The 25730-nt window shown below is 47.3% G+C and carries 23 protein-coding genes and 1 pseudogene; 18 read left to right on the top strand and 6 right to left on the bottom strand.

Going from position 1 to position 25730, the window contains the following annotated elements:
* The first annotated feature begins 13 nt into the window (after positions 1-13).
* Entirely contained in the window at positions 14-1177 is a 1164-nt protein-coding gene (locus LQ567_RS12535) for a type 1 periplasmic-binding domain-containing protein (RefSeq protein ID WP_231004855.1), read from the top strand.
* Between the two features lie 17 nt (positions 1178-1194).
* Here LQ567_RS12535 and LQ567_RS12530 read toward each other — a convergent pair whose 3' ends face one another.
* Positions 1195-1800, bottom strand: coding sequence for a hypothetical protein (locus tag LQ567_RS12530; RefSeq protein ID WP_231004854.1), 606 nt, complete (start codon positions 1798-1800; stop codon positions 1195-1197).
* A 126-nt stretch (positions 1801-1926) separates the two neighbouring features.
* Here LQ567_RS12530 and LQ567_RS12525 point away from each other — a divergent pair, with 126 nt between their 5' ends.
* The 4 genes from LQ567_RS12525 (at position 1927) to LQ567_RS12510 (ending at position 8021) form a co-directional block, all read left to right on the top strand.
* A complete protein-coding gene (locus LQ567_RS12525) occupies positions 1927-3435 on the top strand; it encodes a lipopolysaccharide biosynthesis protein (RefSeq protein ID WP_262909603.1) in 1509 nt (502 codons plus the stop codon).
* Positions 3436-3494: 59 nt separating this feature from the next.
* A complete protein-coding gene (gene recG / locus LQ567_RS12520; RefSeq protein WP_317206842.1) occupies positions 3495-5627 on the top strand; it encodes an ATP-dependent DNA helicase RecG in 2133 nt (710 codons plus the stop codon).
* A 261-nt stretch (positions 5628-5888) separates the two neighbouring features.
* A complete protein-coding gene (locus tag LQ567_RS12515) occupies positions 5889-7307 on the top strand; it encodes an FAD-binding oxidoreductase (RefSeq protein ID WP_231004851.1) in 1419 nt (472 codons plus the stop codon).
* A 30-nt stretch (positions 7308-7337) separates the two neighbouring features.
* Entirely contained in the window at positions 7338-8021 is a 684-nt protein-coding gene (locus tag LQ567_RS12510; protein WP_231004850.1) for a hypothetical protein, read from the top strand.
* Positions 8022-8140: 119 nt separating this feature from the next.
* Here LQ567_RS12510 and LQ567_RS12505 read toward each other — a convergent pair whose 3' ends face one another.
* The 3 genes from LQ567_RS12505 to dtd are packed head-to-tail and all read right to left on the bottom strand — an operon-like array spanning position 8141 to position 9982.
* Positions 8141-9175 (bottom strand): YihY/virulence factor BrkB family protein, encoded by a 1035-nt coding sequence (locus tag LQ567_RS12505; RefSeq protein ID WP_231004849.1) that lies wholly within the window; start codon positions 9173-9175, stop codon positions 8141-8143.
* Between the two features lie 3 nt (positions 9176-9178).
* Entirely contained in the window at positions 9179-9514 is a 336-nt protein-coding gene (locus LQ567_RS12500; RefSeq protein ID WP_231004848.1) for a nucleotide pyrophosphohydrolase, read from the bottom strand.
* Positions 9515-9529: 15 nt separating this feature from the next.
* Complete coding sequence (dtd, locus tag LQ567_RS12495; RefSeq protein ID WP_231004847.1) at positions 9530-9982, bottom strand: D-aminoacyl-tRNA deacylase; 453 nt, start codon at positions 9980-9982, stop codon at positions 9530-9532.
* 232 nt (positions 9983-10214) lie between these two features.
* On the opposite strand from dtd, the pseudogene arfB reads away from it, so the two are divergent.
* Positions 10215-10625 (top strand): annotated as a pseudogene (arfB, locus tag LQ567_RS12490) (alternative ribosome rescue aminoacyl-tRNA hydrolase ArfB); the annotation flags it as partial.
* A 259-nt stretch (positions 10626-10884) separates the two neighbouring features.
* Here the strand turns inward: arfB and LQ567_RS12485 are convergent.
* Positions 10885-11634: an XRE family transcriptional regulator gene (locus LQ567_RS12485; protein WP_231004845.1), complete on the bottom strand. Its 750-nt coding sequence runs from the start codon at positions 11632-11634 to the stop codon at positions 10885-10887.
* 151 nt (positions 11635-11785) lie between these two features.
* On the opposite strand from LQ567_RS12485, the gene LQ567_RS12480 reads away from it, so the two are divergent.
* The 8 genes from LQ567_RS12480 to tssO all read left to right on the top strand — a co-directional run bounded on the left by LQ567_RS12480 (position 11786) and on the right by tssO (position 19182).
* Positions 11786-12187: a hypothetical protein gene (locus tag LQ567_RS12480; RefSeq protein ID WP_231004844.1), complete on the top strand. Its 402-nt coding sequence runs from the start codon at positions 11786-11788 to the stop codon at positions 12185-12187.
* A 1-nt stretch (position 12188) separates the two neighbouring features.
* On the top strand, positions 12189-13034 hold the full coding sequence (locus tag LQ567_RS26170) for a J domain-containing protein (protein ID WP_317206838.1): 846 nt from the start codon (positions 12189-12191) through the stop codon (positions 13032-13034).
* 210 nt (positions 13035-13244) lie between these two features.
* The gene (locus LQ567_RS12470; RefSeq protein WP_231004843.1) at positions 13245-13688 is read left to right on the top strand and encodes a GPW/gp25 family protein; all 444 of its coding nucleotides are present in this window, start codon (positions 13245-13247) and stop codon (positions 13686-13688) included.
* Between the two features lie 9 nt (positions 13689-13697).
* The gene (locus LQ567_RS12465) at positions 13698-15575 is read left to right on the top strand and encodes a hypothetical protein (protein ID WP_231004842.1); all 1878 of its coding nucleotides are present in this window, start codon (positions 13698-13700) and stop codon (positions 15573-15575) included.
* A 1-nt stretch (position 15576) separates the two neighbouring features.
* The gene (locus tag LQ567_RS12460) at positions 15577-16536 is read left to right on the top strand and encodes a type VI secretion system baseplate subunit TssG (RefSeq protein WP_231004841.1); all 960 of its coding nucleotides are present in this window, start codon (positions 15577-15579) and stop codon (positions 16534-16536) included.
* Between the two features lie 35 nt (positions 16537-16571).
* Positions 16572-17441 (top strand): TssN family type VI secretion system protein, encoded by an 870-nt coding sequence (locus LQ567_RS12455; RefSeq protein ID WP_231004840.1) that lies wholly within the window; start codon positions 16572-16574, stop codon positions 17439-17441.
* A gap of 14 nt (positions 17442-17455) precedes the next feature.
* Entirely contained in the window at positions 17456-18631 is a 1176-nt protein-coding gene (locus LQ567_RS12450; RefSeq protein ID WP_231004839.1) for a hypothetical protein, read from the top strand.
* Between the two features lie 38 nt (positions 18632-18669).
* The gene (gene tssO, locus LQ567_RS12445) at positions 18670-19182 is read left to right on the top strand and encodes a type VI secretion system TssO (RefSeq protein ID WP_231004838.1); all 513 of its coding nucleotides are present in this window, start codon (positions 18670-18672) and stop codon (positions 19180-19182) included.
* Positions 19183-19201: 19 nt separating this feature from the next.
* Here the strand turns inward: tssO and LQ567_RS12440 are convergent, their stop codons facing one another.
* Positions 19202-19849, bottom strand: coding sequence for a C40 family peptidase (locus LQ567_RS12440; protein ID WP_231004837.1), 648 nt, complete (start codon positions 19847-19849; stop codon positions 19202-19204).
* 87 nt (positions 19850-19936) lie between these two features.
* On the opposite strand from LQ567_RS12440, the gene LQ567_RS12435 reads away from it, so the two are divergent.
* The 4 genes from LQ567_RS12435 to LQ567_RS12420 all read left to right on the top strand — a co-directional run bounded on the left by LQ567_RS12435 (position 19937) and on the right by LQ567_RS12420 (position 25622).
* Complete coding sequence (locus LQ567_RS12435) at positions 19937-20989, top strand: PKD domain-containing protein (RefSeq protein WP_231004836.1); 1053 nt, start codon at positions 19937-19939, stop codon at positions 20987-20989.
* 24 nt (positions 20990-21013) lie between these two features.
* Positions 21014-23491 carry an ATP-dependent Clp protease ATP-binding subunit gene (locus tag LQ567_RS12430; RefSeq protein ID WP_231004835.1) on the top strand — a complete coding sequence of 826 codons (2478 nt, stop codon included), beginning with the start codon at positions 21014-21016 and terminating at the stop codon, positions 23489-23491.
* A 251-nt stretch (positions 23492-23742) separates the two neighbouring features.
* The gene (locus tag LQ567_RS12425) at positions 23743-24195 is read left to right on the top strand and encodes a hypothetical protein (RefSeq protein ID WP_231004834.1); all 453 of its coding nucleotides are present in this window, start codon (positions 23743-23745) and stop codon (positions 24193-24195) included.
* A gap of 32 nt (positions 24196-24227) precedes the next feature.
* Entirely contained in the window at positions 24228-25622 is a 1395-nt protein-coding gene (locus LQ567_RS12420; protein ID WP_231004833.1) for a DUF5458 family protein, read from the top strand.
* Positions 25623-25730: the final 108 nt, after the last annotated feature.

The raw sequence follows: 25730 nt of genomic DNA, 5'->3' as shown, positions 1-25730 counted from the left end.
TATTCTTGTGACTATGAAGAAATTATCTTTATTTGTACTCCTTGCCCTTTGCCAGGTTATGGCAGTTACGGCACAGGTAGCGGGTTTGCAACGGCATAAAATGGCCATTTTTACCCCTTTATACCTGGATGATGCCTTTGGAGCAGACGGATCGTACAACTACAGCGGCAAATCATTTCCCAAAGCGTCGATACCCGGGCTGGAGTTTTATCATGGGGCGTCGATGGCCATCGATTCCCTGAACCAGCTGAGTCTTCCGCTGGATATTTACATTTATGATTCAAAGTCGGCGAAAATGTCGTTGGAAAGCCAGGTTAACAAGGCTGCGGCCGACGGTGTGGAGCTGATCATCGCCAACTGTGCCATCAGTGAGCTGGATCGCTTATCAAAGCTGGCGGCTTCAAAAAGGATCGCGCTTGTAAATGCGGTAGTGCCTAACGACGGAAATGTGCGGGATAATCCTTATTTCGTGGTAATGAACCCTACTCTGCCCACGCAGGGGGAGCAGATCTATGCCTATCTCAAGAAGAATTATCCCGGTCAGCAGATCATTTATCTTACCCGTAAAGGAGCCTCTGAGAACTACCTGAGATCGGTTTTTGAAACCCTCAACAAGCTGGACCGGACCACCGCCATGCACATTAAGTTTACAGATGTTAAGGATTCGCTGTCGCAGGCCCAGATCACGGCCAATCTTTTTACAGACCGCCCCTCGCTGTTTGTGATCGGATCGCTGGATAATAGCTTTTCAGAAAAACTGCTCACCCAGCTGTCAAGACTGAGTAAAACCTATCCCCGGATCACCATAATGGGAATGCCTACCTGGGACAATCTGAATTTTTCAAAGTATAAGGGGCTCGACCTCGTGTACAGTACCCCGTTTTACAGCTCCAGGCTGGATGCAGCCAGCCGGAATATCATCAGCTACTATAACGCAAAAATGTATGCAAGGCCTTCAGACCTGGTATTTCGCAGTTACGATCTTACCTACCGGTTTGGCCGTCTGCTTAATCAATATGGTAAAAACCTTGCGGCCATGCTGGCCAGTAAAGAGTACCGGGTATTTTATGATTATGATATTCAGCCGGTGAGCAAAATCAATCAACTGGACTATTACGAAAACAAGAAACTATACTTCCTGGAATATTCCAATGGCAGTTTTAAAAGAGTTCGCTAACCGCCGGAACGGCCGTATCAGTTGTTTTTGAGGTCGTCCAGTACACTTTTTTGAGAGGCGATGATCCTGGATTGTTTTTGTTGCTCGTCCAGGTTCTTCTGCAGCTTCTCTTCCAGTTCCTTATAGGCGTCTTTTAAGGATTGCAGTTTTTGTTCTTCTGTAACAAGGATGTCTTCCTGTTTTTTGATCCGGAAAATGGCATCACTTCTTTTTACGTCGGAGGCAAGACTTTCCAGGAAGGATTTGCCATTGGCCGCCAGTGTTGCAGCGTCGCCCACCACATTATTGCCTCCCTCCATGATCATATACAGGGTTGTTTTCTCTTTTCCGTTTTTAACGGAAGGAATGGTTTTAAAGGTATAATCCAACACGGAGCGGGTAATGGATGGTATGCTGCTGTTGTTATAGGAAATAAAATCCTTGGCAGCGGTATATTTTAGCTGCAGATCCGCCATTTTGGCTTTTAGTGCATTTTCCACCACGGCTACCGGGTAGTCGTATTCTACCGCAAGTGCCGGCTGGTCGATTTTTTTATACCGGATCTTTCCTTCAAAGGCTTTTTGTGCAAAAGAAACAGTGCCGGTCAGCGTAAACAATGCCAAAATCAACGAAAACTTTTTCATGTTAATTTGTATTTTTATGGAGTGATGTGCTGCGAAGGTAAAAAGATGTTATTCCAACCCCAAATTTTAGGCAGCCATACCATTTAGCAGAAGAACAGTACATTTGTTAAATAATACGAAGATCCATTGAGCGGCATTAAACAACTGGCAGGACAAACGATTTGGTATGGCTTAAGCAATGTGTTAACCAGATTAATCGGATTTCTTTTGACTCCCATTTTGACCTATCTGATGGTAGATTCAAAAGGCGTGAAGGAATTCGGAGACTTTAGTTTATTGTATGCCTGGATTGGTGTTGCCAATATTATATATACTTATGGATTGGAAACCGGGTATTTTCGTTTTAGCAGCGATGCAGGGATTTCTCAACGACAATTGTTCAATTCTACTTTTGGCTCACATGTAGTTACCACAATTATATTAAGTGTTGTTCTCCTTTATTTTAGTCATCCCATTGCCGAATTTTTAGAAATTGGAGAACTTCCCCGGATCATAGTAATTACTGTGATTATTATGGGGTTTGATACCCTATCTACTATTCCCTTTGCAAAATTAAGGCAGGAGAACCGGCCGCGCAGGTACGCTTTTATAAAGGTATTTGGTGTATTGGTTAATATTGGCTTGGTGGTGTTGTTTGTATATTTTATTCCCAAACATTTTTCAAAGTCGGAAAATTATCTGGTTAAATGGCTGTTGCAGCAAAATAGAGTAACCTTATTGGTCCTGGCAAATCTGGCACAGGCCTTTTTTGTATTTCTGTTTTTATATCCGGAATGGAAGCGGTTCCGCTTCAATATTAATGTAACTCTTTTGAAAAAAGTACTTCATTACAGCTTGCCAATGATTGTTATTGGTCTTGCCGGAATGGTGAATGAGGTAATGGACCGGCAGATGCTGAAAAGTTTTCTGCCCCATTCCATGGATGAAAATATGCGTATAGTGGGTATTTATTCCGCCAATTATAAGATATCCATCTTTATAACCATGTTTATACAGGCGTTTCGCATGGCTGCAGAACCCTTCTTTTTCCGGCAAAAAAATGCCGCCAATGCCCGGCAAACCTATGCACGCGTTATGAAATGGTTTGTTATCACTCTTTGCATTGCATACCTGTTTACCGGGCTTTATCTGCATATCTGGCAGCACATGATTGGCAGGGAGTATCGGTCTGGCTTGGGTATTGTGCCCATATTGTTAATGGCTAATGTTTTTTTGGGAATTTACTATAATCTTTCTGCCTGGTATAAATTAACAGACAGGATGTATTGGGGCATTATCATTACCATTTTGGGAGCAGTTATAACTTTAATAGGAAATTACTTATTTATTCCCAAATTTGAAATGTATGCTGGAGCAACGGTAACGATGGTTTGTTATGGATCCATGGTCCTATTGGCTTATTTGCTGGGCCAGAAATATTATCCGATACCATATGCATGGAAGAAGCTTGTGGCGTATATTTTTATAACTGTGATTCTTTTTTGGATCAATAGTACAATCTGCTCCTTTATCGGTAACTTCTGGTTAAAAACTATTTCAGCAACATTTTTCATGGCAGTATTCCTGTATTTTATCGGTCGTGTGGAAAAAAAGGAACTGAAGGCATTACCGATCATTGGCAGATTTATCAGATAAAATTGGTCCGGCTTTTAGCGGCCCGGCCCCTCTGGTTTGCCTATGTTTAATTCCGCCTTATTTTTGTCAAAAAACAACCTATTTCAACGCATCCGCATATATTATCCAATCCGATCGGTTATCTCAAGGGAGTGGGGCCGCAACGGGCCGAGCTGCTGCAAAAGGAGCTGGGTATTTTTACCTTTGGCGACCTGTTGCTGCATTACCCGTTCCGGCATGTAGATAAAACCCGGATTACGCCTGTTGCCGCGCTTGCCCCGGGCGAGGAATATGCACAGGTGGCCGGATTGTTATCTCCGTTTGAACTGATCGGGGAGCGGCGCGCACGCAGGCTTACCGCCCAGATCCGCGATAAAACCGGCGTGCTGGAACTGGTATGGTTTCAAAGTATCAGTCTTATTCAAAAAGTGATCCAGCCGGGACAGCCCTACCTCGTTTATGGAAAGGTTTCCTTTTTTATGGGAAAGCCCCAGATCGTCCACCCGGAAATGGAAGCCTGGGATCCCGAAAAACTAAGAGGAAAAGATTTCCTGGAACCCGTATACCCGTCTACTGAAAAGCTGAAAGCAAAAAACCTGGGAGGGCGGCAGATCGGGAAGCTGACGGCGGCGCTGATAACACATCTCACCGAACGCGATCTGCCGGAGAACCTGCCTTTAAAAATGCGGGAATCCCTGCGGTTGATGTCGCGTTTTGAAGCCTTTCGGAACATTCATTTTCCCCAAACAACCGCACTGTACGAGGCGGCGGTACGCCGGCTGAAGTTTGAAGAGATCTTTTTTGCCCAACTGCGGATGAATTTATTGCGGTGGGAACGGCACCGGTTCTCAAAAGGCGTGGTATTTGAAAAGGTGGGCGACCTCTTCAATCGTTTTTATAAAGAATGCCTGCCGTTTGAATTAACCAACGCACAGAAGCGGGTATTAAAGGAGATCCGCATCGATACCGGAAAGGGCAAACAAATGAACCGCCTGTTGCAGGGCGATGTGGGGAGCGGTAAAACAATCGTAGCCCTGCTCAATATGCTGCTGGCAGCCGATAACGGGTTTCAGGCGGTGCTGATGGCACCCACGGAGATCCTCGCGCGCCAGCATTTCCAGGGCATTAAGGAATTGCTGGAGCCATTACCGGTAGAAGTGGCCATTTTAACCGGCACTACCAAGAGTAAAGAGCGCCGGCTGGTGCTGGAGCGGCTTGCGGCAGGGGAGATCCATATGCTTGTAGGTACCCATGCGGTGATCGAGGACCCGGTACAGTTTCACAACCTGGGCCTGGTAATCATCGATGAGCAGCACCGTTTTGGCGTGGCGCAGCGGGCAAGGCTCTGGGATAAGGCGCCCATTCCGCCGCATGTGCTGGTGATGACGGCTACGCCGATTCCGCGCACGCTGGCCATGACGGCCTACGGCGACCTGGATTACAGCGTTATTGACGAATTGCCGCCGGGACGGAAGCCGATCCAAACGGTGCACCGGTTTGAGAACGACCGCAGCTCGGTGATGGACTTTCTGAAAGCGGAGATCGCCCTGGGCCGGCAGGTATACGTTATTTTTCCCCTGATTGAAGAAAGCGAGAAGCTGGATTATGAGAACCTGATGCAGGGCTATGAAGAGATAAAGACCTATTTTCCCGAGCCGCAGTACTGGATCAGCATGGTGCATGGAAAAATGCCGGCGTTTCAGAAAGAAGAAAACATGCGGCGCTTTGTAACACATGATACCCAGATCATGGTTTCTACCACCGTGATTGAGGTAGGGGTAAATGTGCCCAATGCCTCCGTAATGCTGATCGAGAGCTCCGAGAAATTTGGGTTATCGCAATTGCACCAGTTGCGGGGCCGGGTAGGAAGGGGGGCAGAAAAGAGCTATTGCATCCTGCTAACCGGTAAAAAACTGGGCAATGAGGCCCGCGAGCGGATGAAGATCATGACCTCCACCAATAACGGTTTTGTGATTGCAGAAAAGGACCTGGAGTTGCGGGGGCCCGGAGAAATAGAAGGAACCCGGCAAAGCGGCGCCCTGAGCTTTAAACTGGTAGATATTGTAAATGACCGGGCGATGGTAGATGCGGCAAAGCAACAATGCGAAGAGATCTTAAAAGAAGATCCGGACCTTTCCCTGCCCGAACATGAAGTGTTGAAGGATTTCCTGCGATCGCAGAAGGGAAAAACGGCCTGGAGCAAGATTTCTTAGGGCTGTTAGCCGCCAGAATTGAGATCACAGAATCGAGACCGCCGCAATCGAAATTGAATTTAGAAGTCAGATGGCTGATTTGGAAGCGAATTACAAACGGGCTACTGGTCTGTAGAAGTCTTAAAATACGGTTTTCAGTCTTTATTGTCTGAATGCTCAACCCTCAGATCTCAACGCTGCTTACTATATCATTTTTTCCTTTCCCAAATTTCCCCGAATTTTACGCCTCCTAAATTTATAGACTGTTCGTAAAAAAGACTAATGGCAGACAAAAAGATCACGGCAGCGCATATTGAGGCTTTTAAGCAGATAGTAGGTGCCGCAAATGTAATCGTAGACGCAGAATCACTGGAATTTTATTCGCACGACGAAACAGAAACGCTTCATTTTGTACCGGAAGTGGTGGTAAAACCCGGAAGCACAGAAGAAGTATCGGCATTGTTTAAGATCTGTAACCGGGATCTGATCCCTGTTACCCCGCGGGGTGGCGGTACGGGGCTGAGCGGTGGTGCCCTGGCACATTTGGGCGGGGTAGTGCTTTCTACGGAACGGCTGAACCGGATCCTGGATATCGACGAACGGAACCTGCAGGTGACCACAGAACCCGGAGTGATCACCGAAGTGCTGCAAAATGCGGTAAAAGAAAAAGGATTGTTTTACCCGCCGGACCCCAGCAGCCGGGGCACCTGCTTTATCGGCGGCAATATTGCAGAAAACAGCGGCGGCCCCAAGGCCGTTAAATACGGGGTGGTAAAAGACTACGTGCTGAACCTGGAGGCTGTTTTACCTACCGGGGAAATCATCTGGACAGGCGCCAATGTATTAAAGAATGCCACCGGTTATAACCTTACACAATTGCTGGTAGGCAGCGAGGGTACGCTGGCCCTGGTTACAAAAATTGTGTTGAAACTGATCCCCCTGCCTAAATACGACCTGCTGATGCTGGCGCCTTTTGCTTCTCTTGAAAAAGCAAGCGAGGCGGTAAGTGCTATTTTCAGAGCAGGCTTTAATCCCAGCGCGCTGGAACTGGTAGAGATCGATGCGTTAAAGATCGTGAGCCAGATGGTAGACAGCTACGTGGTGCCGGTAAACGACGACATTGCGGCGCACCTGGTGGTGGAAGTGGATGGCAACAACCTGGATGTACTGATGCAGGAAATGGAACAGATCGCTATGTTGCTGGAACAATATGAGGCCGGCGAACTTTTCTTTGCAGATGATGCCCAGCAAAAAGAAGAGTTGTGGAAACTGCGCAGAAGAACCGCGGAGGCCGTAAAATCTTCGGGATATACCATTGAAGAAGATACCGTAGTACCCCGTGCAGAACTGCCCAAACTGATCAAAGGCGTAAAGGAACTGGGCCTGAAATACAATTTTCATGCGGTTTGTTACGGGCATGCCGGCGATGGGAACCTGCACGTACGCATCAAAAAGGAAGGCAATAAGAACAGTCTGAATGATCCGGAAATGAATGCCATACTGCGGGAATTGTTTAAATTAGTAAAAAGTTTGGGAGGTACCATCAGCGGCGAACATGGCATCGGGCTGATCCAGAAAACCTATATGGACATTGTATTTGAACAACGCCAGCTCCAGGTTATGCGCGACATTAAGAAGGCTTTTGATCCCAACAATATTTTAAACGCCGGGAAAATATTTGATGCCGAGGCATCTGTATAAACAAGGCGATAGCACATAAAACCGTTGAATATGAAAAGAATGATCTGTATGGCCTGTATGCTTGGCACGGCACTGCTGCTAACCATAACATCGCATGCCCAACAGGATGACCCGGTGGAGGTAAGAAATGCCAATAAGGAACAACCTTTTGAGGAAAAAGGATTTAAGAAGGAAAACCTGTTTACTGGTGGAGGTGTAACGGCCTCTTTTTATTCGGGAGGCAGTGTGCTGGGGGCCAGCCCGGTGATCGGATATAAATTCAACGATTATTTCGATGGCGGTATCGTACTGAACTATGTGTATAACGGTGCCCGGGATATATGGGCGGGTAATGATAAACTGCGGCAGCATGTATGGGGGCCGGGGGCATTCCTGAGGGCCTACCCCATCAGCTTTTTGTTTCTCCAGGCGCAGTTTGAGCAGAATTTTACCAATGAGCGGTATACGACTTCCGGCGCCAGCTCGGTGCCTTCTTATAAGATCAATGCCAGCGCCCCTTCCTTGTTGCTGGGCGGCGGTTATTCTACCGGTCGTGTAAAAGGAGGCACCACCTTCTTTTATATTTCGGTACTGGCCGATGTATTAAAAAACTGGAATAGTCCTTATGTTGATAAACGGTATGATGATTTTGGAAACAAAAGGCCGGTGATCATCCCGGTAATCCGTGCAGGAGTGAATGTAGGCTTGTTCCAGGGCCGGTATGGCCGGTATTAAACAGGCGAAATCCATTGCTGCATTTTTAAACGGAAACACCCCGCACAAAATTCCGGGGTGGGCGAAGCCCCCAGCCTTGAGCATTATCAACAGATAAAATGGAACCGGCGGAAAGCGGCTTATTCTTCCTTGCGGTGCTCCTTTTCGTCCGTATAAATATTTTCCAACCGGTGCTCTTCGGCTGATTTCGCTACCACGGGATCCTGGTGCAGGTTCTGGATGGAGTCTTTATTTTCAACTTCTACATGTTCTACCCATACCGCATATTGGCTGGGATAAATATTCATGCCATTGTGAATGGCGTATACCCGGGTAAAAACAGCTCCTACATAAAGGATAATGGCCGAATAGTACACCCAAAGTAAAATAATAATTACGGAGCCGGCAGCACCATAGGCTGATGACATTTTGTTGTGCCCCAGGTAATAGCTGATCAGGAATTTGCCACCCATAAAAAGCAGGGTGGTCGCAAAGGCGCCGGCTCTTACCGCGCGCCATTTTATTTTTGCGTCCGGCAGCACCTTAAAGATCATACCAAACAAAACGGAGGTGATCAGGAAGGTAATGGCCAGGTTGGAGATATAAGCGATCACCCGCTGAGAATCGGGAATAATACGCGTAAGCTGGTTGGTGAGCAGTTCCATCAACCCGTTGATCATGAGGGATACCAGCAGCAGGAATCCCAATGTAACAACCACCGAAAAAGACATTAAACGGTCTAATAACAATTTTAACCAACCCTTGCCTTTTTTGGGGCGGGCTTTCAACCGCCAGATCATATTAATAGAATCCTGGATCTCTGCAAAAACCCCGGTGGCACCAAATACGAGCGTAAGAATACCGATCACTTTTGCGAACGCTTTATTAGGAAAACGGGCTGCATTGTCGATGGTTTGCCAGATCTGGTCTGCATAGGAGGTGCCAATAAACCCTTCGATTTGTTTATGCAGGCTGTTTTTCACATCGGCATGTGCACCATGGTTTAATAAGGTGTCTGCAAAAAAGCTATCGCCGATCCAGATGATCACGATCAGCAGTCCGGGAAGTGAAAAAATGGTATAATAAGCCAGGGCCGCACTGAGTTTAAAGATGCGGTTGGTAAAGGTTTCTTCAAGCGTTTGCTTAATAACCGTCCAGGTCCGTTTTAGCGCCATGCACTACAATTTTTTATTGTTCAAATGTCTGTCGGCATCCCGTATATTCTTCTTTTCAAAATTCTTTTGAAGCGCCTTTGTCAGGTCCGTTCCGGTTTGGTTAGCCAGGCAGATCAACACCCAAAGCACATCAGCCATTTCATCGGCCATCATCTCCCGGGCATTCTTTTCGTCTTCCGCTTTTCGGTACGACTGGTCGCCATAAATGCGGGCCATATGCCGTGAGAGCTCACCGAGCTCTTCGGTAAGAATGGCCATGTTGGTGAGTTCACTGAAATACCGGACACCTACTGTTTGGATCCAATGGTCTACGGTGCGCTGAGCTTCGTCTATTGTCATATGTTTGATACTTTTTTATTCTTTATTTTTTGAGTCGATGATGATCGTAACCGGGCCATCATTCACCAGCTGTACTTTCATATCGGCTCCAAAAACACCGGTTTGTATCTTTTGCCCCAGGTCCTGTTCCAGCTGCCGGATCATTTTTTCATACAGGGGAATGGCCACATCCGGTTTACTGGCTTTAATATAGGAAGGCCGGTTCCCTTTTTTTGTAGACGCGTGCAGGGTGAACTGGCTTACCAGCAACAACGCGCCGTTTACATCTTTTACGCACCGGTTCATTACACCGCTTTCATCATCAAAGATCCGCAGCTGGGTTATTTTCTGGCTAAGCCAGCGAATGTCTTCTTCCGTATCGGCGTCTTCAATACCCAGCAAAATCAACAGCCCTTTTTCAATTGCTGAAAAAATAATGCCATCAATTATCACGCTGGCTCCGGATACACGTTGAATAACTATTTTCATAATTTGCTTCCTTCTTCAAAAATAGCGATCCCGGGAGGAATCCCGGGCAATTTGCAAAAAGGGATATAAATTTTGTGGGATAGGCTCCGGTTACTGGGGCGGATACTCCAATATAGTTGGCCATTACCTGTTACACTGCGAAAGTGGGACATTTCAATGCGGACTGATCGCCGGATCGTTTAAGCCAGTTCTGGCTGGTTCAGAATTATGAATTAGTTTTACGCCCGATATGGACCCGAAGATTGATGTTTCAAAAGAATTGCTGTTTCAAACAACCCGCAGTGGCGGCAAGGGCGGACAAAATGTAAATAAGGTGGAAACTGCCGTGATCGCCTCCTTTCAGGTACAAAGCTCGACCCTGCTTTCTGAAGCGCAGAAAGCCATATTGCTGGAAAAGCTAAGCAACCGTATTCAGTCGGAAGGATATTTGCAGGTAAAGGCACAACAGTACCGCACCCAGCTGGAGAATAAGGTGGATGCCATTCAAAAGATTAACACGCTGATCGCTGCTGCACTTCATAAAAAAAAGGCACGGATCGCCACAAAGATTTCAAAGGCAGCGGTTGCCCGAAGGATCGATAAGAAGAAGCGGAAAGGTGAAATCAAGTCCAGCCGCCGCACCCTGCGGCGCGACGACTGGTAGCGGCTACGGTTCCGGCTTGCCATAGCAAACACAGAAGATACAGGCCGGCGTCATCCGTTTGAGTGCTGCATTTCCTCAGAAGGTATAAAATACGCAGCGCTTCAGTGCCTTAGCGGCTTCAATTCAGGTTGCCACAGAAAACAGAGCACTGGAATTCGGGTCTAGGATAAGGTTGCGGAAAGGTCTGCAACATCCGGGAACGCCGGATTTGCAGAAGTGCGAAAGTATTCAGTGCCCCAGCGGCTTCGCGTTTAAGCCCTTAATTGATCTTCTTTTTCATACCCGCAACCTCCTGCTGAAGGTCGGCAACAATATTTACCAGCTGGCCCACATTCCAGCTTTGCATAGTATTCGTTTTTGAAATGATAAATTGTGCTTCCCACATTTCCACTACATCTTCCGAACTGATCGAATAAGGCTGAAAGGTAGGGTTGTCGCTCAGCAACATTAATTTGCTTTTGGCTTTCCCGTTCTTCTGAATGCGTTTGTAAACAATACCGTCGTTCTTGGATACCACGATACAGGCGGTATTGTTCTTTACATGATCCATGGCCTCTACTTTTTCACCCACGATGATGGATCCGCTGGGGGTGGGCAGCATCGAATCTCCCGAGATCTCGAACGCCCGATAGTTGCCGCCGGTAACCATGGGGAGCGTAAAAGTGTTCAGTTCATCAATAAATTCATGATCCGCATACCCATTCAGGTATCCCGCAGCGGCCTTTACAGGAACAAAGGGGATCTTTGCGGAGGTGTCGGAGAGCTTAAGAGCGCGTCTTTTGGCCAGGTAATTATCGGTATGTTCGCTCAGGTCCTTGCGTAAAATTTCGTCAAGTGTTAACTTAAACAGGTCACAAACGGTTTCCAGTACTTCCAGCCTTGGTTCGGCACGCCCTTCTTCATAAGCACCCAGCAGGGAGCGTTTGATGCTTAATTTGCTGGCAAACTCATCCTGCGTTAAACCTCTGAGCTTCCTCAGGTATTTCAGATTTTTGTTGGCAACTGACATGACTAATAATTTTAGTGCAAATTACTAAATATTTTGACAATGTGGAAAAATTTTTTTCACCGGAACCCGTCCTGAAATTATTCTTTTTTCCGGCATTGCCGTTATCTTTGAGTGCACACGTGTTAATCTGTTATCATCATCAAAATGCCCTATGTTCCTTTTGCCGATCATTATTATTGCCATTACTACCGGGCTGCTTGTTTTCCTGCTGCTGAGCCGGGGCGATAAGGCCGTACACCAGAAAGAAGACCGGGAAAAAGCCCGCGCCGAACTGGCATCCGCCCGTGCGGTATACGAACAGGTAGAAACCCGTTTATTTGATATTATTGAAAACAAGATCGACCGGAAATATACCCGGGAGATCCGGGAAGGCGAAGTCACTATCGGGATGCCCGCCGAATTTTTGTTAATGGCCTGGGGGCATCCTGCTGAAATAAAAGCGCAGGCCGGCGAAGAAACCTGGATCTATCCGCAGGAGAAAAACGCGGCGCAAACCGGCATTACAGAAGTACAGATCCTTAATAAAAAAGTGCTGAGCTGGAAAGACAACTGATATGGCAGGAACATTAAAGAACTATTATGAAACCCTGGGCGTGCCGCGCTCTGCTACAGACGAGCAGATAAAAACGGCGTACCGGAAACTGATTCTTAAATTTCATCCGGATAAAAATGTAGGGGATGTTTATTTTGAAGACTGGTCAAAAAAGATCATAGAGGCATTTGAAGTATTGAGCGACCCGCAGTTACGCGGAGAATATGACCAGGTATATGATGAACACCGGCGTGCTGCAAAAATGAATTTCCAGGAAGCGGCTTCCCGGCCGGAACCGGAGCCGCAGCCTTCCCCGGAAACGCCGGACCATGAACCGGAAGCGGCTACACCGGAGCCTGCTGTTTCAGAGGTTGTAACGGAAGAAGTGGCTGTTGAGGAAGATCCGCATGCCGGGGCACTGGAGCGCATCCGGGCCGAATTGCCGGATTATATTACGGCCAAACAGGCATACCTGAAAGCGGAAAAAGCATACCGGCAGCTGGGAACAACAGGAACAGATAAAAAGCAGCGCTACCGGATTCCGCTGATGTTGCTTTGTATGCTTGTCATTGCCGCATCGGTGATATGGCTTACCAAAATACCGGCAGCTGAAAAAGTAGCGGCAGTTCCGGAAGGTACGGTAACCAATGTTTCCGGAAAATTCATCGTTGCGGCAGACAGGGCATATTTCTATAAAGATCCCCAGAATCAGGTGCGGACCGATGAGTACCTGACGCGGGGGAATAAAATCCAGGTTTCAAAACGCTATAAAAACTTTTACTACGCTGTTTTTCAAAGTATTGCAAACCCCGATTATAAACTTACGGGCTGGATAAAAGAGGAGGATCTGCAGCTATATGGTGAATAGTTATTATATATGCAGGGCGGGGAAGAAGCAATCATCAAAAACAGGTGATTTTTTTAAAAACTCGGGGCAAAACTGGGAAAATCTGGAAAAAAAAATAATATTTGCTTCAGGAGAGGAAACTCTGCCGCGTGTTTACCTATCAAGAAAATATCTTTTGAGCCTGGCAAATCGCATGATTCTAAATCGCAACGTTACTTACGAACCATTTTGATGTCGGGCATGCTGTATCCGTATTATAAACTTCCATTAGAACTGGAAAAAATAGTGGGCAAGAAAGAAGTAAAAAAATGCTCGCTAAAGGAATCCATTGCGCATCATTTACACCTGATGCTGACCACGGCGTTTGGTGAACTGCAAAGCGATGCGCAGTTTGGGAACGAACTATGGGATGAAGATTTTGACAATGTGTCTTACCGGAATAAGCAAAAAGAAAAAATATTGCTTTCGCTGGGGAAAACCATTGCCCGTTTTGAAAAGAGGATCGAAAAGGTAAAGATCGAAATGCGGGTACAGCAGGAAGAAAATGCTTCCGGCCGCTCCGATCCGGGAATAAAAAGAAAGCTGGAATTTACCATTACCGCAGTGATCTCGGCTACCAACGAACCCATCGTTTACCGGGATGGCTTTTTTATCAGTCCGCTGGCATATAACTAAACATACACAATGAACGAAAGCAGGGAACATATCCGGAACAGGATGCTGCAAAACGCAGCGAGGATCTGGGGATACCCCGAAACCGAGGAAGCTTCTAATTTCGATCCGCTGGTTGGCCTGTTGTTGTCGGTAAATGCGGCAGAGCTGGAGCGGCTTTCGAACGAGATCTATCACTCCCGCAACCGGGTAATGGATCGCATTGTGCAACTGCTGGCACCGGATGTTTTAACCGGGCCCCGGCTGGCTTCCGCCGTTTTAAATGCAAACAGCCTGGAAGATGTGGCCACCTTATCGGTAAAAGAACAATTTTATACTACCCAGCATATACGGCAGAGCAGTGGCGAAGCGCCCAAAAGTACCGATATCTTTTTTACACCTACAGACGCGTTTATCATCAACAAATCGCGTGTGCGCTACGCTGCCACCGGAAACAAGCTGTACCGTTATCCCGGAGGCGTTACCAAAGAACTTGTAGGACTGGCGGAGCAGCAACAATGGTTGCCGCCCTCCACGCTCTGGATTGCGATGGATCATAAAGAACTGGATCTGAATCATACGCAGTTTTACTTCCAGTACCGCAGCGAGGTAAACAAAGCCGTATTCTTTAATCAGCTGAAAAGTGCCGGCTGGCAGATCGGAGACCGTCCCGTACATACGCAAAAGGGATATAATGTGCAGGCCAACCGGAACCCTGACTGGTATGCTGCACAGCTGATCCAGCAGGAAGCGAGCGCTACTTCCCGGTATATCCGGCTGGTAAACGAATTATATGAAGAGGCTTTTGTAAGTATTAAAGATCCGGCTGTACAACAGTATGCCGCCGCGCAAAAAGCATTACCGGCGGAGTTGAAAGCGGTGTTTGGTAACGATACCCTGAAAGCGATACATGAACCCTTGTGCTGGATCCGCATCACCTTCCCCGAAAATATTACCAGCACCATGCTGGAAGATGTAAGCGTGTTTGCAAACTGCTTTCCTGTAGTGAACCGGAAGTTGCATGAGATCACGTACCGGATCCAGGAAATGATCAATGTGATTCCGCTGCTTACGGATGCCGACCAGTTTTACGACCTGGCAGAAATTACCGATGAAACCGGGCGTTTCCTGCATACCCGGCAAAATTCCGAAGAGGCCCACGAAAAGCTCAATATCCTGCTGCGCAATGGGGGTGCCGGCCGTTTTGATGAACGCGATGCAACGGTTGTGGTAGAGAATCTTGTACAGCTGCTGCGGGATGAAAGTGCGGCTTTTGCAAAACTGGGTAAAGATCTTATCTCCCAGGAGCTCAAAAGCCTGCAGCAATCCATTGCAAAAATTGAGCAGCTGGTAGGCAATACAAGTTCCAACCAATCGGCCTACACACCCTATCTGATGGTACGCAATCCCCGGCAAACCAGCTCAAAATTTTTATACATCCAATACTGGAGTACCAACGGGTATGCGGCAAATGGCCTGCGCCCCGGCACCCGTCTGCACCCGTACAGAACCGGATCGGTGAATCATGCTTCCGTTTTTTTACTTACCAACACGCAAAACGGTAAAAACCGGCTGAGCCAGTCGGATGCGGTGGTGGCCTATAAGTATGCCCTCCTGTCTAAAGACCGTATCATGAGCCGGAACGATATCGCCTTATATTGCCGGCATTTCCTGGGGGCGGTGGTAGAGGCCGTAGCGGTAGACAAAGGATTTATGATCTCTGCAGAAACAACAAAGGGATTTATGAAAACAATTGACGTAACGATCACCATGCAGCGGAAAGCCTTTATTGAAGCCCAGGAAAAAGGCGAAGTGGCCCAATGGGAAAAAGAGCTGGCCCTGCAGCTGGCCGAACGTTCGATGGCATTTATCCCGTACCGGGTATTTATCAGGGAAGCTTCAGGCATTTAATATGAAGAGCGAAGATACCATACGATACCTGTCAGAATGGTTACAACAGCGCGATGCGGATGTAAAGGCCGAAGTGTTGCTGAACCATGCGCTGGAGAATGGTTTTCCGGAACAGGGTTATGTAACCCATAACAATGGCTATTTCTACCGGGAATTTGTAAAGGATATCTACCGTACCAACGTGATCGAGGACGACTGGTACCGGACGTTCCTGGAGATCGGTTTATCCCGTGCCGGTTTTTACGATATGCTTCCGGAGGCCTTGTTTCACCAGCCGGAGACCTCCGAGTTCCGGCAACAGGCCGGAGTGGCTGAAATGATCGACCGGTATAAAAAGAATCTGACAAAGGAAAACGAGATCCGCAAATTTTTTCAGCCTTTTGAGCATGAATTTTTTTACCAGCAGCGGATGCTCGAGAAAGAAGAAATCAGTTTACTGGATATTTTAAAAAGCCAGATCCTCACCAAATACTTCCTGGATTTCTGGGGATTACCGGCTTCTTTTAAAGTACACGAAGCGGCTTCATTTTTGCTATTACTGCCGTATGCACACCAAACCAGCGGCAACCTTCCCATTATGGAGTCCTGTTTGAAAACATTGTTGAACGAGCCGGTACAAATCGTTCGTAAGGAGCCGGAACTGATACAGGTGGCGGAAAACGAAGGGCTGGGCAGTGGAACAGGCCTGGGAGCAGAACCACTGGGGGACTATATGGTTTGCGGATCGGAGTTCATGGAGGATTATCCGGTGCTGTTGTATAAAATAGGACCATTGGAAAATGGTAAGGTCAGCGATTTTATCAACAACAAAGAAAAGGACCTGCTGATAAAAACCTTTAATGATTATTTTGCTCCGGTGGAAGCGGATATTGAAATCGAAATTATTGTAACACAGAAAACAGAAGGAATGTCCTTTGATGAGGAAAGTGAAGTGATCCTGGGATATTCTTCTATTATATAAACGGTTTTTAATTTAGGAACAACAGAGACAAAGCAATGGAAAACTGGTTTTCACCATCATTAAAATCGGCGCTGCCCTACCTGGGGATCAGCTTTATCAGCATGTCGGTGATCATGGGATTGATTGTTTCAAAAATCAGGGGCAGCTTTAAGCCGTTTACAAAACCTACGGTGTACTATATTCTTTTGTATGCGGTCGGGTTTGCCATCATCGGGCTATTGTCCTGGTTCCGGTTCCTGGAAAGCAATACGCAGCAATTTCTTTTTTTCCAGTTTTTCTTTTTATGGCTGGGTATCCTGCATGTGTATACCCTTACCACCCGGCTGAAATGGGTGAATGAAAAAACATACTGGGCCGAAATTTTTCTAACCCTGGCGATCCTGTTTATTGGCGGACTTTGTTTTATGATGACTTACCGGCTGTTCCGGAAAGATTATATGGACCTCACCATGGCTACGGCTGCTGTGATCTTTTTCATTCCGCTGATCGTGTATTATACCTATAAACAGGCCGTTGCCATTCCGTTTAAAATTTTGAAGCAGTGGCATTATCCCGCCCATATGGAAATAGCGGAAGTAGACGAAAAGAAACTGCGGAACCTGCTAGTGATCAGTTTCGAATTTCATAAAAAGGGCGCCGATAAACATTTTACGAATTTCAGGGCCAAAGCACCCGTCGACATGGAATTTGGCGAGCTTTTTTATTATTTCATCAACGACTATAATGAACGGCATCCGAGTGCCAGCATTGCTTATATCAATGAAAAAGGTGTACCCTCCGGCTGGATCTTTTTTAAAAAACCAAGATGGTATACCCTGTTTACAAAATATATCGATCCGGAACGTACCATCTTTATTAATAAAATAAAAGAGAACGATATTATTATTTGCTCCAGGGTTTCCTGATAAAACATGAACATATGAACCGCATGCAAGAATATAAACCTGTTAACTGGGTCAATGGAATGAAGATCAACAAAAATCATTTCATTGCGCAACACAATGCCGCTGTATTTCAGCAGGCGATGAGTAATACGGTATTCCTGAATGATCATAACTATGGTCTGTTGCCCATTAGTGCGGCAACAGAGCCTCCCCGGATCTGGGTAAGTGTAGATAATATGCAGCACGTGAATGTGCGCATTCTTTCCTGTACGGCTGTTACCAGGGGAGGATATGTGATCCGCCTCAATGCCGATTCAGCAGATAATACCAGCCAGCTGAGTGCCCGCATCCCGGGATTGAGCGTTCCTTTCAGCGAGCTGCAGGGAAAGTCTGATGCGTTTTATGTGGTTCTTTCGTTGGATCCGTATAATCCGGTCCCCTCCGGTGCGGCCAACCCGGAGGAACAGCCCATCCGGCTGCCCTTTACAGAGCCGGCTTATACCGTGTCCCTGCTGCCGGTGGTGGATACCTCGCTTAATACGCTGGGAGCATTCCAGCTGCCGGTTGGGAAAGTAGTCATCCGGGATCAGTCCGTTTCGCTGGAGGAGGACTATCTTCCGCCCTGTACGGCCGTAAACAGCCACGAAAGCCTGATCCAGCATCACGCGGAAACAGAGCAGTTTTTTGGCCGGATGGAATTGAACGCCTTACAGATCCTGCAGAAGATCCTTCAGAAAAACCAGCAGAATGAACTTATTGAACCTGTACGCAAATTGAGTGAGCAGGTGTTGTTTTATATTTCCCAGGTATATGGAGGATACCGGCATGATGTATTGTACGGCTCGCCGGTACACCTGGTATCCGCGGTTTCCGGATTGGCGCGTACCATTAAAAATGCCATCGACATTTATGTAGGGTCGGCTAAGGAAGAGATGGTCAATTATTTTACAGAGTGGTGCAATGTAAACCAGGGCGCGCTGGAGGACGAAATTACCAGTATTACGAATTACCGGTACGATCACCTGAACATCCGCGAAGGAATAGAGAAGAATATAAAATTCTGTGCACTGATCCTGCAGCTGTTTACCAACCTTGCCGGGCTGGATTATATCGGTAAGAAAAAGGAAACTGGAATTTTCGTAAAAGAAAAGCTGATCGTTCCCGAAGAAGAAGTACAGGCCAGAAAGCGTGGATTTTTCCTGGCAGACTGATCCCTTTATCATTAACCGGAATTTAAAACAGAAGAAAAATGTCGCAGATCGTCATCAACGCAAAAGAGCGCCAGCAGGCATTCTGGAAATTTTTATTGTTATTCATACTGGCGGTGGGCCTGGTGTTACTGGCCTTTTATTTTGATACCCTGGTGCCCACAAAAGATAACCGGGTGATGCGGCAGCAGCTGAACAATTTTAAATTGCAGGAAGCTGCCCAGGACCGTTTTGTGCAAACCATGGACGAAACCAAGGTGCTGATCGATTCGCTCCGCAAACCCGGATCGCAAAAGGCGTATCTGAACTCACTGATCATGGAAAAGATCCGGACGCTGAACAACCTGCAGTACAAAGACAGCAGCATGTACTCCCGGTTAAATACCAATGTGATCGATGTGTTTCAACGGTACCTGGAGGCTACCAACAAGATCACAGATATTGGTGATATGCCCACCGAAGTGGAAAAACTGAAAGCGGATAATGCCCAACTCAGCAGGGATCTTACGGAGTGCCGGACCCAGATGAATAATTTGTTGACCACGCCCCGTTAGGCGCGGTCTGTTCTTTGACTTATTTTTTTGCTACCCGCTTCGATTTGTTTACAATAAGCCGGCCGGAAGCTACATAGCGTGCGGCCCAATAGGGTTTCCGGAGGCTTTCAATGGTAACACCACGGGAGGCGGAGTTTACGAAGCGGCCGTTGCCGAGGTACAAACCCACATGTGTAATGGGGTTGCCGGGGATGGTCTTAAAAAAGATCAGGTCACCTTCGGCCAGCGATTCCCAGCGCGCAAAGCGTTCCACATTATCGGTAAAGTACTGCTGGTAGGACGTGCGGGGGATATAGATATCGTACACTTCGGCCAGCAGGCGTTGCATCAGTGCCGAGCAGTCGATACCTCTTTTGGTAGTGCCGCCCCACTGGTAGGGCGTGTTGAGCCATTCATCAATAAAGCGGTAAAGCCTTAGGTTGCTAATACTATCGGCAGGTACCTGTAAATATTGTGCATACTTGCTTTTTAACAGCGAGTCGGAGCGAGACAGGGTTCGTTTATTGCCCGTACTAACCATCACTGCAGCACTTGTGCTGTCTTTGTGGGCCGGGTTGTTAATGTACAGGGAGGTGCTGTAATCCGGAGTGGCCGGTTTTTTAAAAATGGTGCAGGCCGGAAGGCTTAAAGTGATTAACAAGGCGCTGAATATTTTTCCTGGTAACATGTAGCAAAATTAAGTTTTAAACTAAAAACCGTTTGTAAAAAAACTATTGAAAATCGCAAAGCCATCTTTATGCAGAAAAAACAATTTATGGTTTTTCGTTTGGATGATAATGTGATCATCACGCTCCTGGCTGTATGCATCCTGGCCTCGCTGGCATTTGTGGTGCGGTTTAAAAATTATAAACCCTGTTCGGAGTTTTCGATCAAAACCGTGGGCTCCAGTCTGCGGGTGGGCACTATTGTCCGGTTTGAAACGGATGTGCGCAACTTCAAGCAGCTGCAATGGGATTTTGGAGATAACCAGCAGAGTGTTACCGAAGTGGCATCGGCGATGCACTCCTTTGACGCTCCGGGAAATTATACCATTATGCTGATAGCGGATGGCAAATGTTCGGAGTACAAGACCATTACGGTTTATGAAGCACCGGAGATCATTGATTCTTCGCTGGTTGCCAAAGTGGTGATGCCTGCCACGGCAACAGTGGATGTACCGGTGCTTTTTACCGATACATCAGCCAGGGCCAGTTCCTGGGAGTGGCGGTTTGGTGAAACCGCCAATGTAGATGGTACGCTACGGAATCAATACTATACATATAAAACGCCCGGCTGGAAAACCATTTCAGTTGTCATCAACGGAAATATGAAAACACCGCTGGTGCGGAAGATATTTGTAAATCCGAAGGCCGCCGCCGAAGCACCCAGAGTGGCAGGAGCATCCGGGCCCGTGATCCGTCCCCGGGTGAACGACGACCCGCATACCGCTCCGCTGCCCGAACAGCTGAATCCGGCGCCCCAGCAACAACAGCCGCAGCCCCAGACACCGGAGCCAACGGTGATGTATCCGGATGTGGCCGCCGCCGATTTTAACCAGATGCTCCGGAATTCTGCAGGCGGAAAACGGCCGATTTCCACCTTTAGTAAATACTTTTGTGAGGGAAATCTGAATACAACGGTTATTCTGAACGGAAAAGCAACTACCTTTCAGCAGTTTTTCGAAAAGGTAGCAGCAGTAAAAAAAGGCGATAAACTGTCATTAACGACCACACTATATAAAAGCAAGCAGAACAATTGCGTAAATAAAATTGACATAATCGGGAAGGTGAAAACGGGAATGCTGGGGATGTCATGGAGAGATCTTTAATCAATCACTAATTAACAGACCAAAATGCAATTCTCAAAAACGCTCGAAAAGGCAATGCATATTGCAAAAGCGATTGCCAAAGAAAATATGCACGGCAGTTATGCGTCTGCGCACCTGCTAAAAGCCTTACTGCACAAAGATGTGGAGCTGGAGCCGGTATTGGTACAGGCGGATATGGATGTGTATTACCTGGCGGATTGGGCCGATGTACGCATAGAGGCGCTTCCGAAATCTACGGCACCGAAAGACGAGGTTCCGCCTGCCGATGATATCGCCACGGTACTGGATGATGCCGACCGCATCCGTTTACAAACGGGCGATGATGAAATTGCACCGGTTCATGTACTGGCATCCATCAGCACACCGGGGATCGTTTTTTCCTTTGACCAGCTAAAAACATTCCCGGCGCAGCGGCAGCAGCTGATTGACCTGGCATCTGTTTCCGCTGAGGGAGCCCGGTTGCTCAATGAAGTAAAAAATGCCACCCAGGGCGCGGCCGCACAGGGCACCGGGGGCGGCAAACAGGCCTTGCAAAAATATACGATCGATAAAACCCTTATGGCTGCTGAGGGCAAGCTGGACCCCATTATCGGAAGAGAACAGGAAATACGGATGATGGCGGAGATCCTGAGCCGGCGTACCAAGCCCAATGTGCTGCTGATTGGTGAGCCGGGCGTGGGCAAAACCGCGCTGGTAGATGGGTTTGCCATTGCTATCCAGCAGGGACAGGTTCCGGCCTTCTTGAAAAATGCGCGGGTGTTTGAACTGAATAACGGGGCCATGGCCGCCGGAGCGTCCTATAAAGGGGAAACGGAGGAGCGGTTGAAATCGGTACTAAACGAGATCAAACAATTTGAAAAAGGCATATTGTTCATTGATGAGATCCATGTATTGCTGGATAAGAACGGCCCCTTTTCGGGAGCGGCCAACCTGCTCAAACCGGAACTGGCCAAGGGGTCTATTACCATTGTAGGAGCCACCACCATTGATGAATACCGGAAGCATTTTGAGCGGGATGAGGCTTTTGCCCGGCGGTTTGAAACGCTGACCGTTGAGGAGCCCGGTGCAGTGGCGGCTTTCCGGATGATGAAGATTGTGATGCCGCTTTATGAAACCCATCATAAGATTGCAGCACCGGATGAAACCCTGCACGAGTCCATCCGCCTGGCCAAACGGTATATTAAGGACCGGCGCCTGCCCGATGCTGCCATCGATCTTGCAGACCGTTCCATGGCCGCATTGCGCCTAGTAAAAGATACGGGAGCCAGCCTGCTGGAAAGCCGGAAGGCCGAATATGAAGCATTGAAAAATAATGCGGAAACACCAACGCCGTTGACCGAATATCAGTGGCATTACCAGCAATTAAAAAGTGGGATGAGTCCGGTGATCTGGAGCGCGGTTCCTACATCGGAGGACCCGATGCAGATGAAGACCTCGGACGAAGTGGTAAAATACCTGGATGTGGTTTATGAAACGCTGAAACCCCTGGTAGAAAAGGATCGTACCGCACTGGATAAAAATGATGTTATTTCCATTGTGGCGGATAAAACCGGTATCCCATTGGGTAAAATACAGGCACAGGAAAAGGAACGCCTGCTGAACATTGAAGAGATCCTGCAGCAACGGGTGGTAGGGCAGGATCATGCCGTTAAGATCATCAGCGAATCCATTTTAGAGTCCCGCTCGGGTTTAGGAAAGCCCGGGCAACCCATCGGGTGCTTTTTCTTTTTAGGTCCTACCGGTACCGGTAAAACCGAGCTGGCAAAATCGCTGGCCGATTTCCTGTTCCAGGATGAAACCAATATCATCCGCTTCGATATGTCGGAGTTTAAGGAAGAACATTCAGCCGCGTTATTATACGGCGCCCCTCCCGGTTATGTGGGGTATGAAGAAGGCGGGTTGCTGGTGAACAAGATCCGGCAGCAACCGTATTCGGTGGTATTGTTTGATGAGATCGAAAAGGCACACCAGTCGGTATTCGATATCTTTTTGCAACTGATGGATGAAGGCAAGATCCATGACAAGCTGGGCAAGGAGGGCGACTTCTCCAATTCCCTGGTGATCTTTACCTCGAATATTGGCAGTAAGCATGTGGTTGACTCGTTTAATACCACTCAGGCCCCGCCGGATCCTGTAAGTTTGCTGAATATCATGGGCAATCATTTCCGCCCGGAATTCCTGGGCCGTCTTACGGAAATCGTACCCTTTGCGCCTATGAAAGAGCAGATGGTAGAACGCATTCTCGACATTCACCTGAAATCGCTGTATGCCGCGCTCGAAAAGCAACAGGTAGGCATTGAAATTACCCCCGAGGCGAAAAAGAAGCTGGCCATTATGGGCTTTACGCCGGAATACGGAGCCCGTCCGCTTCATGGTGTTATCCGGTCGCAGATCCGGAGGCCGCTTTCAAAAAAAATCATTTCAGGTGAGCTGCAGCCGGGAGGAAAAGCCCGGTTGAAGCTGGAGCAGGAGGAACTGGTTTGGGAAAATGTGCAGGAATGAGGGGTAAACGGCTTTCGGACCCTTAAACAGCCTCTCCGGGATATCGCTATTTCCGGGTATATTTAATAATTATTTATTATAGGATTGTATTTATTTTTTAGATTTGTTTTGAAATTTATTTTTATTTTTGAGAGAAGCTGACCTGGAAAAATAGCAATACGTCGAACGGGGTCTCATAACCGACTAGAGATATTTTGAAAGGTGCTTGACAGAAAAGAATCAAATTTTTTAGACCTGTAAAATTAATAGCTATGCCTTTAGAACCTTATGGTATTGGTGGTACGGAAGTAAAAACAGATGCGTTTGAAGCTTTTGCAGATATTCCCCAGAACCGTGTTTTACTAGCCGAAAAGCTGACCGATCTTCCGCCCGTTAAACCTGAAATTGTACAGGGGCTTACCAATGTAGAGGCGGTCTTTAATCATTTTGCACCAACGGTTTCTATGGATTTTGAAACCGAAGAGGGGGCCACTAAAAAGGAAGACCTGCATTTCAAAGGGCTAAGTGATTTTGGCGCCGCAGGTATTACCAGCCAGAGTGCCTATTTAAGTGAACTGGATATGAAACGGCAGCAATACCAAAAAATTGTAAAGCAGTTAAAAACAAATAAATTATTGAAACAGGCGCTGGCAGACAGGGACACCAAACAGAACCTGCTGGCTGCGTTACAGGTTCTGATACAGGAACTGGATGGCTCTAAATAACGATTCATTGACTTTATTTTTTTGATTAATATATGGCAACTGCTCAAAATAATTTAACTCCGGAAGAACAAGGTGCGCAAAAAGAATATAAGCAGCCGGAGGTCCGGGAACTCGGGTCGCTGGACTCCTATTTACAAGGCCTGGCGCGGCTGGGAGGTTTCGACCTGCTGGAATCTGCAATCGACAATGTACAGAACCTGAACCCCGAACGCAAGGCGCGGAAAAAGATCTTCCTCGAGGAGTCCACAAAAAAAACAGATCGTGCCGAACTGAAAAAAACGCTGGAATGGTGGGCCGATGTGTTAAGTAAAACAGATGACCTCAGCGAAATGGTAAATGATTGTGAGCAAAAGGCACAGTCTGCTGAAAATACCCTGAAATCGAACCTTCGTAAGTCGCTCGAACGGACGCAGGAGCTGGAACGCTCGTATCGTTCGGTTGCGTTGTTTTATAAGAATACCGAGAGTCAGAAAGTAAAAAATATTTCCGTCATGAACGCGGAACTGGATCAGCTGAAAGATCTGGATAATACCCGTTTTATCGATTATGTTCAGGCAGAACTGGTAAATAATTATGACCGGTTGGATCTGCGGAACAACTATGGTCTCCTGGTATTGCCGGGATACCTGGGCTCAAACAAAGTGGTGGAAAAATGGGCAAAGATTGCGCACGACAATAAGGTGATGCTGGTAACGGATTTTGAAAACCTGGATACACCGGATGATGTGATGGAATTGTTTGAAGCGGCCAATCTGACCGGTGGAGATCCTTATCGCTCCAATGTGATCATGGCCTGTAACTGGCTGGTAGGCCGGGGCAAGGTAGACGCCGTTGGGGAAGAGGATCACCTGTTTGTACCGCCATCGAGCTCCCTGGCAGGAAAGATCTATTACACATTAATGTCTCAGGTAACGGCCGGTAAGAAATACGGAAGTATGAACGAGGTCGACGGTGTGAAATTTGACCTGAAAAAGAGTGAGATCGCCTCACTGGAAAAACTGGGGCTGGTACCCATGGCCAAAGAATATGGAAAGGTAATGGCTTTTTCTGCCAAAACCCTTTTCAATGGCGATAATATCGGCTTGCAAACCTATTCGGTGGTACGGGTATTTGATTATGTGGCAAAGGTGATGATGGACTTCCTGAACCGGCGGGCATTTGAAAACTTCAATGCCAATACCCGCAAAGAACTCAACTCCCAGATCGTTAAATTCCTGGATGGGATTACAGGCCCCAGCAAGCTCATTGAAAACTTTACCATTAAACGGTTTGAACAGGACCCGGTTCAAAAAGACCGGATCCATTTAGATATACACTTGAAACCCTATTTCCCGGCTAAAACGTTCCTTATTAAGCTGGAGGGCCAGAAGGGAGATGACCCGGATGGTGTAGAATGGTTATCGAAATACGAACAGGAGGGAAAGTAAACGTACGATTTTGAGGGCGCTAACATAAGGAACAGTACCGGCATGCAACCAGCAATGCAGCGGAAGGCCGCATTATTGGTTGCCTTGAACATGTTTTTTTTATTTATA

It is taken from the genome of Niabella pedocola (assembly GCF_021044425.1).
GTDB classification, from domain to species: domain Bacteria; phylum Bacteroidota; class Bacteroidia; order Chitinophagales; family Chitinophagaceae; genus Niabella; species Niabella pedocola.
Note: the sequence above shows the minus strand (reverse complement) of the source record. Positions and strands in the feature narration are given on the sequence as shown.